The sequence below is a fragment of the Egbenema bharatensis FJBBOT/2019 genome (assembly GCF_048077055.1).
Taxonomy (GTDB): domain Bacteria; phylum Cyanobacteriota; class Cyanobacteriia; order Elainellales; family Elainellaceae; genus Egbenema; species Egbenema bharatensis.
This window is the reverse complement of sequence record NZ_CP182236.1, coordinates 6,556,498-6,570,896: the sequence shown is the minus strand read 5'-3', so window position 1 is coordinate 6,570,896 and position 14,399 is coordinate 6,556,498. Positions and strand designations below refer to the sequence as shown.

General features: G+C 53.1%; 6 protein-coding genes and 2 pseudogenes. 2 read left to right on the top strand and 6 right to left on the bottom strand.

All coding sequences use genetic code 11. The annotated features are described in order from the left end of the window. The first annotated feature begins 37 nt into the window (after nt 1–37). The gene (guaD, locus tag ACM1PF_RS30525) at nt 38–1,366 is read left to right on the top strand and encodes a guanine deaminase (RefSeq protein WP_416670178.1); all 1,329 of its coding nucleotides are present in this window, start codon (nt 38–40) and stop codon (nt 1,364–1,366) included. 1 nt (nt 1,367) lies between these two features. Here the strand turns inward: guaD and recG are convergent. The 5 genes and pseudogenes from recG to ACM1PF_RS30500 form a co-directional block, all read right to left on the bottom strand. Further along, nucleotides 1,368–3,873 (bottom strand): annotated as a pseudogene (gene recG, locus ACM1PF_RS30520) (ATP-dependent DNA helicase RecG). Between the two features lie 140 nt (nt 3,874–4,013). Beyond that, entirely contained in the window at nt 4,014–5,234 is a 1,221-nt protein-coding gene (locus ACM1PF_RS30515; RefSeq protein WP_416670176.1) for a pentapeptide repeat-containing protein, read from the bottom strand. 219 nt (nt 5,235–5,453) lie between these two features. Further along, nucleotides 5,454–6,302 (bottom strand): translation elongation factor Ts, encoded by an 849-nt coding sequence (gene tsf, locus ACM1PF_RS30510; protein WP_416670174.1) that lies wholly within the window; start codon nt 6,300–6,302, stop codon nt 5,454–5,456. A gap of 157 nt (nt 6,303–6,459) precedes the next feature. Further along, a complete protein-coding gene (gene rpsB / locus ACM1PF_RS30505) occupies nt 6,460–7,251 on the bottom strand; it encodes a 30S ribosomal protein S2 (protein ID WP_416670172.1) in 792 nt (263 codons plus the stop codon). Nucleotides 7,252–7,760: 509 nt separating this feature from the next. Continuing rightward, nucleotides 7,761–9,025 (bottom strand): annotated as a pseudogene (locus tag ACM1PF_RS30500) (glycosyltransferase family 4 protein); the annotation flags it as partial. Nucleotides 9,026–9,189: 164 nt separating this feature from the next. Between ACM1PF_RS30500 and ACM1PF_RS30495 the strand changes: the two are divergent. Further along, nucleotides 9,190–11,241 carry a primary-amine oxidase gene (locus ACM1PF_RS30495; protein WP_416670170.1) on the top strand — a complete coding sequence of 684 codons (2,052 nt, stop codon included), beginning with the start codon at nt 9,190–9,192 and terminating at the stop codon, nt 11,239–11,241. 85 nt (nt 11,242–11,326) lie between these two features. Here ACM1PF_RS30495 and ACM1PF_RS30490 read toward each other — a convergent pair whose 3' ends face one another. Then, nucleotides 11,327–14,359: a hypothetical protein gene (locus ACM1PF_RS30490; protein WP_416670168.1), complete on the bottom strand. Its 3,033-nt coding sequence runs from the start codon at nt 14,357–14,359 to the stop codon at nt 11,327–11,329. Nucleotides 14,360–14,399 lie beyond the last annotated feature (40 nt).

Sequence of the window (14,399 nt, the reverse complement as noted above, 5' to 3'; positions counted from 1 at the left end):
CAACCATTTAGCGATATAAGCGATAGATATGCCTCAAATGTCGAATCAATCATTGAAAGCCTTTCGTGCTGCCTTTTTAGACTTTGTTGCTGATCCGTTTTACCAGCCTGAGGCGGAGTCTGTTCGCTACATTCCAGACGGGCTGATGGTTCTGGAGAATGGCAAAGTCAAAGAACTGGGAACCTACGATGCGCTCAAAGAACGATATCCAGACATTCCTGTGATGGCGTATCCCGGTCAACTGATTATGCCCGGATTCATCGACACCCACATTCACTTTCCACAAACGGGAATGATTGCTGCCTACGGTGAACAGCTTTTGGAATGGCTGAGTCAATACGTTTTTCCCACAGAAAGGAAGTTTAAAGACAAAGCTTATGCTCAGGAAGTTGCTTCCGTTTTTCTAGACGAATTACTCAAAAACGGTACGACCACTGCCCTGGTGTTTGCTGCGGTTTTTCCTGAGTCAGCTGAAGCTTTTTTTGAAGCAGCCGATCGCCGCAATCTCCGGATGATCGCGGGGAAAGTGATGATGGATCGGAATGCCCCCGACTTTTTGGTGGACACGCCCGAATCTTCCTACCAGGACACCAGAGCGTTGATCGAAAAGTGGCACAAAAAGGGACGTTTGCTCTACGCAGTCACTCCCCGGTTTGCCCCCACCTCATCCCAGGAACAGTTACGCCTGGCTGGAAAGTTGCTCCAGGAATATCCCGATGTTTATCTACACACTCACATCTCAGAGAACCCAAATGAGGTGGCGTGGGTCAAGGAATTGTTTCCAGAGTGCAACGGATATCTGGATACCTACGATCAGGCAGGCCTGGTGAAGGAGCGATCGGTGTTTGCCCACGGGATTCACCTGACGGATGCAGAATTTCAACGGTTATCGGAGGCGCAGGCCGCGATCGCCTTTTGTCCGACTTCCAATCTGTTTTTGGGGAGTGGTTTATTCAAAATTGAGCAGGCCAAGTCGGTGGAGTATCCCGTCAAAGTTGGTTTAGGAACTGATGTGGGAGCTGGAACCAGCTTTTCGCTGTTGCAAACGGCCAATGAAGCCTACAAGGTGGCCCAACTGCGCCGCCAGAAACTATCTCCCTTTCAGGCACTATTCCTGGCGACGCTGGGAGGGGCAAAGGCCCTCTGTTTAGAAGAGACGATCGGCAATTTTGATCCAGGCAAAGAGGCGGATTTTATTGTGCTGGATCGGCGATCGACTCCCCTCATGGCGTTTCGTAACCCTGATCCGATTCCAGAGTCACTGGAGGAACTGGCCGATCAGGCTTTTTCCCTGATCATCATGGGGGACGATCGGGCTGTGAAAGCGACCTACATCATGGGGGAATTGGCATACGATCGGGGTTGAATCAGGTCAAAATCATTCCGCCCATCAATCGCTGGTAGCGATATTCTAATTCCTGCCGCAGCAACTGCCAGTGGGTCAAATCTGGATCGATCGACATCACCTTTTCAGCCGCTTCTCGCGCTAATTCCAATACATCCTGGTCTTCCACTAAGCTCGCTAAGGCAAAATCGGGCAGTCCTGATTGGCGGGTTCCCAAAACCTCCCCTGGCCGCGAAACCGCATGTCCATTTCAGAGATAAAGAACCCATCCTGGGATTGTTCCAGCACCTTCAATCGTTGGCGGGCCGTTTCAGACTTGGAACTGTTCATCAACAAACAGTAGGACTGTTCCCCCCTCGACCAACGCGCCCCCGGAGCTGATGCAACTGGGATAAGCCAAATCGATCGGCGTGTTCAATCAGCATTACCGTGGCATTGGGGACATCCACCCCCACCTCGACCACCGTTGTAGACACCAAAATCTGAGTTTCAGCATCGCGGAAGCGGCTAATTGCTTCATCCTTCTCCGCTGAGGTCATGCGGCCATGCAGCAACCCCACCCGAAATTCTGGAAACACTCCTTCCTGTAAATGCTGATATTCTTCGATCGCCGACTTTAAATCCAGCTTTTCTGACTCATCTACCAGCGGCAGCACCACATACACCTGTCGTCCCTTGGCCACCTCTCGCCGGATCAGATCATAGGCGTGGGAGCGATCGCGTCCAGCCAACACCGTAGTTTGAATGGCCTTGCGTCCGGGCGGCAGTTCATCAATCTGGCTCACATCCAGATCGCCATGCAGGGTCAAGGCCAGGGTGCGCGGAATGGGGGTCGCAGTCATGGTCAAGACGTGGGGATAGTCGCCCTTTTGCTGAAGTCTGGCCCGTTGCTGCACGCCAAAGCGGTGTTGTTCGTCAATGACAACCAGCCCCAATCGCTGAAACTGTACCGGATCTTCAATCAGAGCATGGGTTCCCACTAGCAGGGGCAGTTCTCCCGTCGCCAGTTCAGCATGAATTTGCCTGCGCTTGGCTGTTTTGGTTGATCCCGTTAAAAGTTCCACCGGGAGATGCAGCAGGTTAAACCAGTTGACCAACTTGCGATAGTGCTGCTCTGCCAGGACTTCCGTTGGAGCCATTAAAGCCGCCTGGAATCCCGACTGAATTGCCGCCAGGATCGCTACGACGGCCACCACCGTTTTACCCGATCCCACATCCCCCTGCACCAACCGATTCATCGGTGTAGGCTGCTGCAAGTTGTTGAGAATATCGTTAATCACCCGCTGTTGGGCCCCAGTGAGTTCAAAGGGAAGTACCTGGTAAAACTGATCAATCAAATGACCGGTGGGCGCAAGGGTGGCACTGGTTTGCTCCTGCCGTTGGGCCAGTCGTCGTTTCAGGAGGCCAAGCTGTAAGTAAAAGAATTCATCAAACACCAGCCGCCGTCGGGCCGCTTCCAGAGCCGCTGCATTCGGAGGAAAGTGAATATGAGACAGGGCATCCTGGACACTGACCAACTCATACTTTTCCCGCAATCCTTCTGGCAACGCCTCCTGAACTTGAACCACCGCAGGCAGGGCCGCCACGATCGCCTTTCGCACCACATCTGCCTGCACGCCTTCCGTCAGGGGATAGACGGGCACGACTCGTCCCACCTTCATCGAGTCGATCGAAGCGCGAAAGTGATCGATCACCTCAATTTGCGGATCTTCCAGCGTTGTGCCGTACTTATCCTGCTTCACCAGTCCTGAGGCCGCTACCACCGTCCCAACCGGATAGAGCCGCTTTTGCCGTTCCTGCCAACCCCGGTTGCGATAGCGCGTTCCTGGATAAAACCGACTTAACTTAATCTGCCCACTCTGATCCCGCATGATCAGTTCAAAAATCGTCAGCTTGGCGTTTTTAGGACTACTAAAACAACTGCACCGCTTCACCGTACCAACGATCGTCACGGTTTCCCCTGGTACAAGCTCCCGAATATTCACCTGACGGGCATAGTCAATGTGATCACGGGGATAGTAATAGAGCAAATCCTTGACGGTATACAATCCCAGCTTGGCTAGCTTCTCACTGTTTTTCGCCCCAATTCCTGGCAGATAGGTCACGGCTTGATCCAGCGTCACCTCCGTTTTGCGCCGCGACTCCACCAGCGGAACCGTCCGAGGTTGTTTGGTTACCGTCGCCTGCCCCGAAGTGGGCGTTCCAGTGGCTTCCCTCGTCTGAACCCCCGTTTGTTCAGCCACTTTTCCATCCGTTGCTTGATGCTCGGACTGACGCTGACTTTGGTGAAGAAATCGTCGGGTTTCAGCGACAAGGTGCTGCCGTTGGGCAAAACTGAGATCGCTGTATTTAGCAAATTCCGTCGCCAGATCTTGCAGTTTGCGCTGATCCGCTGGAGGCAGAGTGCGAAGCGGTTGGGACAGGCTGAGGCTGAGGAATTCACTAAAGCGGTATTGATTGCCCATCAGGTCATTAAACCCCCGATCGGCTTCTACAGAAAGTGCCTTTTGCAGCCGCAACCAGTCCATGATCAACAGCAGAGGAATAAAACAGCAGGATCAATGCGATCGAATGTACTACGATTCAGTTACTCTAAAATCCTAACAAGGATTATCCCGTCTGCTCATTTCGTTTTGGATGCAACCCCCTTTCCCACTTCACCCTTGACTTAACTCTTCTCGTCATACCAACTCGATCGCCATGCGGCTTCGGCCTGGGCAACCGATCGCTCTTTCTGCTTGTTCTGATATTCCCGTCCTAACTTATTCAACTGTGCCAGGAGTTCCCGCACCTTCGATCGCCAGATCATCGTAGACGAGTCACTGAATTCAATTTCCGAGAGCCGCAACCGAACCGCCATTAACTGTGTCGTGGTCGATTCCTTCGGTTCCTCCGTTTCCGTTTCAATAATCAAATTCAAGAGATTGGGGGGGCTGGATGAGGCTTCAGTCGCCAGATCCGCCTTAGCCGCAACCTCCAGGACGGGTTCTGGCAACCGAGCTGGCAAAATCTGAGATTGCTGAAGCAGACGATTGACGGTGTGGGAAAGGTTTTGCAACTCCTCAACAATATTTTCCTCCAGTTGCTCCTGCCAGAGAGCCAACTGTTTGGGATGTAAAGGTTTGGGGTCTGGAGGGGAGTCAGTTTGAGATGGATCTGCCTCTACGGGGGGTGAATCACCTTGGGGACGATCGCTCTCTTCAGTCCTATCGGCAGGCATCCCTTCCTGGAGGAGTTCTGCCACGGTGAGAGACTCAGCCTGATCGTCTGGCGATGGCGAGGAACCCTCCTGGGATGCTGATTGAATTGGATCAGTTTCCTGGTCAGTATCGGCGGGATGGGTTTCGTCTGGGGAATTGCTCCCATCGGATTCTTCCAAATCTGCTCCTGCCAAATTTGTCTCGGGCAGATCGGTTAAATCTGCCTTTGAAAGATCGAGCGCAGCCAGCCTCATATCAGTCAAATCATCGGCAGAAAGCTCTGATGTCAGGAGTTCCAACTCTCCGTTTTCGTTCAGACTCGCTTCCCCTAAATCAATTTGGCTTAATTCAAACAGGGCTGCACCGATCGCCGATCGCCGCCGAGGAGGAACATACTCTATCCGTTGGGAGGCATTGAGCATCTCTAAAAACTGCTGCTGGGATTGTTGAGTCAGATGGCGAAGAGATTGTTGCAACTCCTGGCGTTGATGGAGGGACAGACTCAGAAACCGTTCAGGATAGCCCTGAGTACAAAGATGATAGGTGGCCAGAATGAGTTGCTGTTTGACGGCTTGCCCTAAGGCTGCGAGGTACTGGCCGTAGACCTCTCGAAAATCTTGAGCCAGTTTTTCAACGGCTTGATCGAGTATTGCCAACTCTTGTTCAATTCGCTCGACTGTCCTAACCATAGGCATCAACTATCTGTCTATCCAGCATAGCGGTTTATATAGAGAGTGGGTAACGGGCGATCGGTTGTTTGCACAGGTTTCTGCACAGTTCATTCCGATGACCCATTACCCACTAGCCATTTATGTTGAGATCACCCGTAGATGAAATCCGTAGGGTGGACAGTACTCACCGTCCTTGAATGAGTGCGCCACTCAACCATGACGCACTATGGTGACGCACTATTTCTTCTTCTTCTTGCCAGACTTTGCCTTAGCAGGCTTGGCTTCGACCGCAGCGGGTTTTTCCGCAGGGGCAGTCTCTGCAACTGGAGCAGGTTCTTCCACTTCCACCGGGGCCGCCTCTGCAACTGGAGCAGGTTCTTCCACCGGGGCCGCCTCTGCGACTGGAGCCGCTTCCGCCTTAGGTTCTTCCTTCGCCCCAGTTTGAGCCGCTACTTCTGCCGCAAAATCTTCCTCTTTTTTCTCAATGCCTTCACCCATCACATACCGAACAAAACGACGCACCCGGATGTTCTCACCCAGGGAAGCAATGTTTTGCTTAATCAAGTCGGCAACGGTGATACTTTGATCGCGGATGTACTGCTGATCCAGCAATGATAGTTCCTTCAGCCGCTTATCGATCCGTCCTTCCACAATTTTTTCGCGGATATTGACGGGCTTGCTGGCCAGGTCATCCCGCCCCATTTCAATATCTTTTTCCCGTTGGACGATTTCGGGGGGAATGTCTTCTACCGAAACGAACTCCACGTTGGGACAAGCTGCAATCTGCATTGCCACATCCTTGGCCAGAGCTTTGAACGCCTCGTTACGCGCCACAAAATCGGTCTGGCAGTTCACTTCCACCAAAACGCCAATGCGTCCGCCCGTGTGAATGTACTGTTCCACCAAGCCTTCAGCCGTAATTTTGCCTGCTTTCTTCTCGGCAGAGGTAATTCCCTTCTGACGGAGCCATTCGATCGCCTTTTCAATGTCACCATCGGTTGCTTCGAGAGCTTTTTTGCAGTCTGCGAAGCCCGCATTCGTCTTATCCCGCAATTGTTTGACAAGCTTTGCTGGTATGTCCGCCATTGTGCTTTGATCCCTCTTTAAACAATGTCAATATCGAGCAGTGAATGGGTCATCCAGGGCAGAGGAGATCAGGAATCCAGAAGAATGCGGGAAGAGCGCGAGCCACACCCATGCTCCGATCTGTCTTTCCTTCCAATCTCCCCTTCATCAGCCCATGTTATGAATCTTCGTTACCCTCTTCGTCGTCATCTGGAAAATCGGAGTCTTCGTAGTCAAACTCTTCCTCCGCTCCGTCGTAATCGACGTATTCCTCTTCTGCTTCCAGCTCACCATGACGACCTTCATAGATCGCATCGGCCAACCGTCCTACTATTAGCTTAATGGAACGGATCGCATCATCGTTAGCGGGAATCGGAATATCTACGGTATCGGGGTCGCAGTTGGTATCCAGCAGTGAAACGATCGGCACGCCCAACTTCTCACATTCCTGCACCGCGTTGTATTCCCGGCGTTGATCCACAATCACCACCACATCCGGCAGTTTACGCATTCCCCGGATTCCACCCAGGTACTTTTGCAACTTCTCCAGTTCCCGCCGCAGAACCGCCGCTTCTTTCTTAGGCAGTAGATCCAGTGCCCCAGTTTCCTGCCGCCGCTCCAATTCCTTGAGGCGATCGACCCGCGTTTTAATCGTGGCCCAGTTGGTCAGCATTCCACCCAACCAGCGTTGGTTCACATAAAACGAACCGCACCGAGATGCTTCTTGCGCAATGATTCCGGCGGCCTGCCGCTTTGTGCCAATAAATAGAACTCGCTTACCCTGTTCAGAAATCGTCCGCAAATAGCTATACGCTTCTTCCATCAACTGGGCAGTCTGCACCAGGTCAATGATATGAACCCCATTTCGAGCGGTGTAGATATAGGGATCCATTTTGGGGTTCCAGCGACGGGTTTGGTGTCCAAAGTGAACCCCCGACTCTAACAATTGAGCCAAACTAACAACGGGCATAGATTTTCCTTTCTCCTTTCGGGTTAATCCTCCATCCAGGTGTATTTCAAGTCGTTCAGTTGATAAAAGCCAATAGAATCAAGGCTTCTGGCGAATCTTGAAACACCCGAAATCCCGGATGTGTGAAATTAGACAACTCTACTAGGGTATCACAGATGGAAAGGGATTTACTTGCCTGCTGAGATGGATCGGGTGGATGGAATTTGAGAATTGAATTGGGAGATTACACGATCGGCGCGTCTACGGGCAGGCAGGATGCCCGCGCTACGGATTGACCTGATGGGCAGGCAGGATACCTGCGCTACGGATGATTTGATTGGCAGGTTTTCATCCCCTACAGGCGATCGGGAATCAGCGAATCGGAAGCATCCCACTTTCGTAAAATCATTGCGAATCGCCCCTCATCCCCCACCCCCTTCTCCCCAGGTGGGAGAAGGGGAGCCGGATTGAAGTCCCTCTCCCTGCGTGGGAGAGGGATTTAGGGTGAGGGTGCAAAAGTGGGATGCTCTCAACGAATCGAGTACCGGGATCAGGTTAGTGCTCATGGTTTCAATGCTGCATTGATCTATACAACGCGATCGGGCTTGCTGGCCGCGCTGGGCTGCGGCTTCGGGATGCGCCAAAATCCATTGAATTTGCTGGGCTAACTGCTCTGGTGCTTCAGGGTCTACCAGATACCCGGTTTCCCCCAGAATCTTGGGAATATCTCCGACTCGCGTGGCCAGGATGGGTTTGGCCATGGCCATGCCGTCCGTGAGCTTCAGGGGAAATTGGGCCTGGGCAGCGGGAGTATCCCGTTGGGGAACAACAATGACATCGGCGGCGGCGATCACTTCAGGCATTTGACTATGGGGAATTTTGGGCAGTTGAATCATCCACTGTCCCCACTGTGCTCTCAATTGGCGATCGTAGTCATCATAGGGACTGCCCCCCACAATTACTAACCGCACATCCGGTCGATTCAGCCGATCGAGGGCGATCAAAACATCCTCTACGCCCTTGTAGGGACGGGGGCCCCTGGAAACATCAGCACCCGATAGTCGGTTAAGCCATACTTCTGCTTGAGGGCGATCGGATCATAGCCAGCAGGATTAAATAAATTCGTATCTTTGCCGTTGGGCACATAGGTTCCACCAAACCGTTGCTGCAAAAACTGCGTGTGAACCGTTACCGCATCGGCTCGCTGAACTTGCTGTTCGATCCACTTCAGGTAGAAGGGATGATCGGGATTACGTAAGGCTCCATCGGTTTTGAGCACGTCTCGCGCCAGTTGTTTCACAGTGGGTCGATAGTGCCAATCATCGCCGCCATGCCAGCTTAACTCCCAGTCATCAATATCCAGAATCACGGGACGATGCGATCTCCGACCTGCCGGAGTCCATAGCCACCGCTTTAGCAGAGCCACACCAAAGCTGGAGGGTTTGGGCTTATAGGCATAGATGATATCCCCATCCATCTGAGGTAAAAGCTGCTGCACCGATCGCACAAACCCAGGATAGGAACGCCCCTGGATGGCAACCACTGGCAGTTCCGGAGTCGATGCGATCGCCGATTCCCCCACGCAAAACCCAACCAGCTTCACCCGACAGCCCAACTTCTGCAAGGCTTGAGCCAGTAGGAACGGCCGCACCGCTCCTCCCCACCGGCCTGCGCCCTTGGTGGACAGATCACCCACGACGATCGAGATCCGGAGATTCTCAAATCGGGTCAAGTTCTCAAATCTGGATAGATTAACCCGTTGGGACGTTGAATCATCGGGATGGATGGTTTGCATACACAGGACAGTTTGATATGGCTGCGCCTAGAATGCCCGAAATCAAGTGTTCCGTATCTCACATGACCTAATCTCAAACGGACGATCGATAGACTTTGGAGATTCACAGTCAAACAACAGTCAAACAACAGTCAAACAACAGTCAAACAGTGGGAGTAGGATTCATGGCGCGTTTGAAACGATGGAGCGCAAAGTACCTCCGATTTGGACTCGTGGTTTTGGGAACGCTGCTGGCGATCGTGGGTTTAACCTTAACCAGCGGTGCGGGCTTTAGTCTTAAAGGCACTCCTGCCCTGGCGCAGGTAGCCCCGACTCACCCCCTGGATTCCCTGACCGCCGCCGAATTTACCCTGACCAAGGAGTTCCTGACGGCAGCAGGTTATGTGGATGAGTCCAGCCGTTTTCCCTTGATCACCCTGCACGAACCACCCAAGGCAGAAGTCCTGAGTTGGGAACCGGGGCAGCCCTTTTCCCGCGCAGCCTTTGCGATCGTCAAACAAGGCCCAGACACCTATGAAGCAGTGGTGAATTTAGCCGCAGGTAGTGTAACAAGCTGGGAAAAACAGGAGGATGTCCAGCCCAACCTGTTGCTAGAAGAATTGATTGGGGTAACGGATTTAGTCACAGCAGATCCGCGATGGCAGGATGCGATGGCCAAGCGCGGTATCACGGAATATAGCCAGATTAACTGCGCTCCCTTAACGGCAGGATACTACGGTTTACCCGAACATGAGGGGCGACGGATTTTAAATGTGCCCTGTTCAGATCTCAGCAACACCCAAAACAACATTTACGGTAGCCCGATCGAAGGGGTGATGGCTGTAGTGGATCTGAATCAGCAGCAAGTGTTGGAAGTCATTGATAATGGCGTGGTGCCGATTAGCACCAAATCCCATGCCTTCAGTGAAGAAGGAGCGAAGGATGTTTTTGGTGAATTGCGATCGCCGTTAAATCCGATCGCGCTAGTACAGCCAGAAGGAAACAATATTACCTTGAATCACAACGTCATAGACTGGCAAAAATGGTCGTTCCATCTGGGGTTCGATCGTCGTCTGGGTACGGTGATTTCGATGGTGAACTACCAGGACAATGGGCAGATCCGGCCGGTTCTATACGAAGGAGCTTTGTCGGAAATTTTTGTGCCTTATATGGATTCCGGGGATGCCTGGTACTATCGCACCTACATGGATTCGGGCGAGTATGGCTTTGGTTGGTTGGCGACTCCGTTAGTGGCTGGCATTGATTGCCCAACCAATGCCACTTTTATTGATGCTGTGCTTCCCGATGATGAAGGGAATGCGTTCACAACGGAAGATGCGATCTGTGTCTTTGAACAGTACCAGGGCAATCCCATCTGGCGACATAATGAGGTGACAAATGAAACCTACGAAGGTCGTCCTCAAGTGGATTTGGTTGTCCGCATGATGTCTACGATCGGCAACTATGATTATGCTCTGGATTGGATTTTTTCCCAGTCCGGCATGATCAAAGTTATGGTTGGCGCGACGGGGGTTGATGCAGTCAAAGGTGTGACGGCCCAATCTATGTCCGATCCGACGGCATTGGCAGATACGACCTACGGAACGCTGATTGCACCGGGTCTGGTGGGGGTTTCCCACGATCACTTCTTTAGCTTTCGGCTCGATCTGGATGTAGACGGCACGGCGAACCGCCTGGTCAAAGATGGGCTGAGGCTGCAAGAACTCCCGGCGGATCATCCCCGTCGCAGTATTTGGATGCCGGAATCTCAAGTGTTAGCCACCGATACCCAGGCGCGATTAAAGCTCAACTATGACACGCCTTCTCGCTGGCGGATTGAAAGCTCGGAGGCCACCAATTATCTGGGCAATCCCACCAGCTACCAGATCATGCCGATCGACAATAGTGCGAACCTGCTGCTGCCAGAGGACTATCCCACCCAACGGGCTGGATTCGTCAAATATCATCTCTGGGTGACACCTTATGATCCCAATGAGATCTATGCGGCTGGAACCTATCCGAACCAGAGCAAAGGGGATGATACCCTATTCACCTGGACAGGCAACGATCGCCCCATTGTGGACACCGACATCGTCACCTGGTACACCTTAGGGTTCCATCACGTTACCGTCGCTGAGGATTGGCCGATCATGTCCACCAGTTGGCATGGGTTCGCCCTCAAACCTGTGAACTTCTTCGATCGCAATCCCTCGCTTGATTTGCGTCGTCCTGCATAAAGTCGTGAATTGTAGTTCTTGTGGGGCGGGCATCTTGCCCGCTCAGTCAACAAGGATTGGCACAGGGGAATTTAATTCATCATTCCTAGTAACTCCCGCCCCCGCTCCCGCCGCCACCGTAACCACCTCCCCCACTACTCCCACCGCCATAGCCGCCGCCCCCGCCGCCAAACGAACCACCCGAATGGCTATTCCACGAACTACTGCTATGGATCTGTTGCTGCCGTCGGCGTTCCTCTTCTTCCCGTCGCCGAATTTCCGCCACAATGATCGCTACCCGATTTAAGGCTTCCCGTTCAGCACTGCGGGCATCATGGGCCACTTGATTTGCCCTTTGAATGACGGCTTCATAACTTTGATCCTGGAACAGGCTGGCGGCTTGCTCCAGTAGTTGATGGGTGGCATAGAGATTCACGCTGACCCCATGACCATAATGGCGATCGGCAGAACGGAGGGCAGTACGGGCATTGCTGAGGGCCGTTTGGGCTTCGCTGGCAGACTGGCGATCGGATAGGGCTTTTTGTTGAGCGGTGTTTGCCTGCTCGATGCCCTGATTGGCTCTGGCTGTGATGCTGTCCCAGTCGGATTTCGGTTGGGTGATGGCTGACTGTACCGTTTGCAGCAATGTCTCTGCCTCTAGTAACTGCTGCCGGGCTTCAACTCGCACCATTGGATCATTCACGGCCAATCGGGCTGAGGTCAGGGCTTGTTCCAGGTTTGCCACTTGCGCGACGGCCTGTTCGTAGGCTTGTTGCTGCTGGTCAATAGTCTGGTCGATCGCCTGCAAGGCTTCATAGAGTTGGTCACAGTCAGAGGCTGCCGCTTCCCAATCGGTCATTGCCTGGGCCGTGTTGATTTGCTGCCAGTTCAGGAGGGCAACGCGCTGCTGATAGTCCGCTTCCACTGCGGCTGCTGTCGTAAAATCATGGGTTCGCAACTTGGCATCTAATTCAGACTTGCATTGACCACACTCTGCGACTCGATCGCGGCTGTGCTGGCGGAATTGCTGCTGGCGAGTCAGGCAACCGTGAATTTCGGTGAGTTGATGCCGGCTGGTTTGAATCGTTGCAGAGAGGGCTTCCAGATCCCGTCTGGCTTTCAAGTAGCGCTGAATGACGTAGTCCTGGCGAATTTGACTCAACGTTGCTGGGGTTGCACTCGATACCTGTTTTGCCCGCTCTAGCTTTTGAGGTTCTGGCCCATAGCACTGAGGAATAAACTCCCGTTGCAGCGTCGTAAGAGCCTGGGTGGCATCAGGAATTTCGGACATCAAAGCTGACCAGCGATGGCGGACTGGCGGTACATTCTCTTCAATGAAGGTTTTGGCGGCCAGAATTTCATCCACAAGCTGGTAGGCTTGCTGGGCGGTGTGGATCGCCGTTTGACACTGTTCCTCCGCCTGATCTAACTGGCCCTGACGCAACAGGGTGAATCCTGCCTGCTGCTGTTGTTGGGCAAGCTGTACCCCATCATCCGGGTTGCCGTTGATCTCTAGTAGCGTGAAGGGTTGGGATTGAGCATTCGTTCCAGGCTCATCTGGTGTGCGGGGATAGCGATCGTCTACAATCTGCTGCCGGATCGTCTGGGCATAGTGAATGGCTGTGTCGATCGGAGTTTGCACATCCAGAAGTGCCTGATGCAGTTCGATCGCCCGTTGCAAATCTGCCTGTAAGGATTGGGCATCGTTGAGGGCAGTTTGGGAAATGGGATAGGCTGCCAGGGGATCGGACGTTTGCAGGGATGTAAACCGCTGCTGTTCCTGCTGTACCTGTTGCAGACGAGACTCGTAGGGAGAGAAGGGTAAGTTGAGCTGCATCAGGGTGAGCTGGCTCTGCTGAATCGCCTCCAGGCAGGTCAGTAAATTCTGGTGATTTTGCTCTATGCCCTCCACCGATTGAACAATTTCCGCCAGGGCACTATTGGCGCGATCGAACAAGTCTGACATGGCCGCCAGGAGTTCTTCTGGCGCATAGATAGTTTTGGGCACCATCCCACTAAACAGGTTGGCCATTTCCAGGGGCAATTCCTGCTCTGTGACTTCAACGGGTTCATTCGTCAGCCGTTCAACCGCCCGATCAAACCCAGCAATCAGCGGAAATCGATCGTGCTGAATGTCAGACTGTGCAGCTTGGAGGCGATGGTTGGCGGCTTCCAACCGTACGGTCAAATCGGTAAAATCTGTGACGGCTGATTCGTATTGGGTGCGGGTTCTGCCCTGAAATTTTGTCGTCCAGTCGGTTTGGGAGCGCAAAAAGTCGAAGTAGCGATCGTATAGCTTCAGGTACAGTTCATTGGCATTGTTGAGTCGTTCCTGCCAGTTTTCTACGGCCGTTTGGGCTGCCGTTCTTCTCCGACGGTAGCGGAGAGCTAACCAGAGAATCCCGATTGCGGAACCCGTTCCTACAGCTCCAGGTGGGCCATAGGTGGCAACAGTATCCTGGACTTCTGCCCACTGTTGTTCCCGTTCAGCCCGTTGTCTGGCAGCGGCGGCTTCTCGTTCGGCTTGGGCTTGCTGTTGGGCGGCAGAGGCATCCAGTTCTTGATTGACATTCTCCACGATCGCCACGATCGCCCCTTGGGGATCATTGGGCATATATTGTCTCAGGGCCGGAATCACAGGGCCATCATCCTGGGACAACCGTTCTGCGGTTAATCCAGCCGCTCGTAATTCATTGCCGCCATTGGCCGCCACCCATCCCCGGTTAACATCATCCGATCGCCGCACCCACAGGATAATCAGGTAATCATCGACCGGGAAATTAGCATCGCTCCGCCATCGGGCAACCAGTTGATCCAGCGTTCTGACTGCCGGGTTGGTATTATCTGAAACGGGTTCTCCCTGTTCTGTCGCGACAACGTATACTTCCAGATCATGGGCGGCAGCAGCGTCAGTGATTTGCGGCTCCAGGTTGGGGAAGCTGACGGGGGAAATGGGATGGTTGGATAGGCTGGGGGCAATGTAGACGCGCTGTTCAGCGTTAAACTGCGGTATCCAGGTGGCTTGGGCAAAGGCAGGGCCGGCAAAAACAATGATGCTGGCTCCCAGGAGGGAGGGAGCAAGGAATAATCTGCATAGACTGGAGGTGGGATGGCTCCAGCGAAAAAATCTTTGATTCATAGCTCTACCTGGCGAGACGGCAATCAGTGGTTGTGAAAGG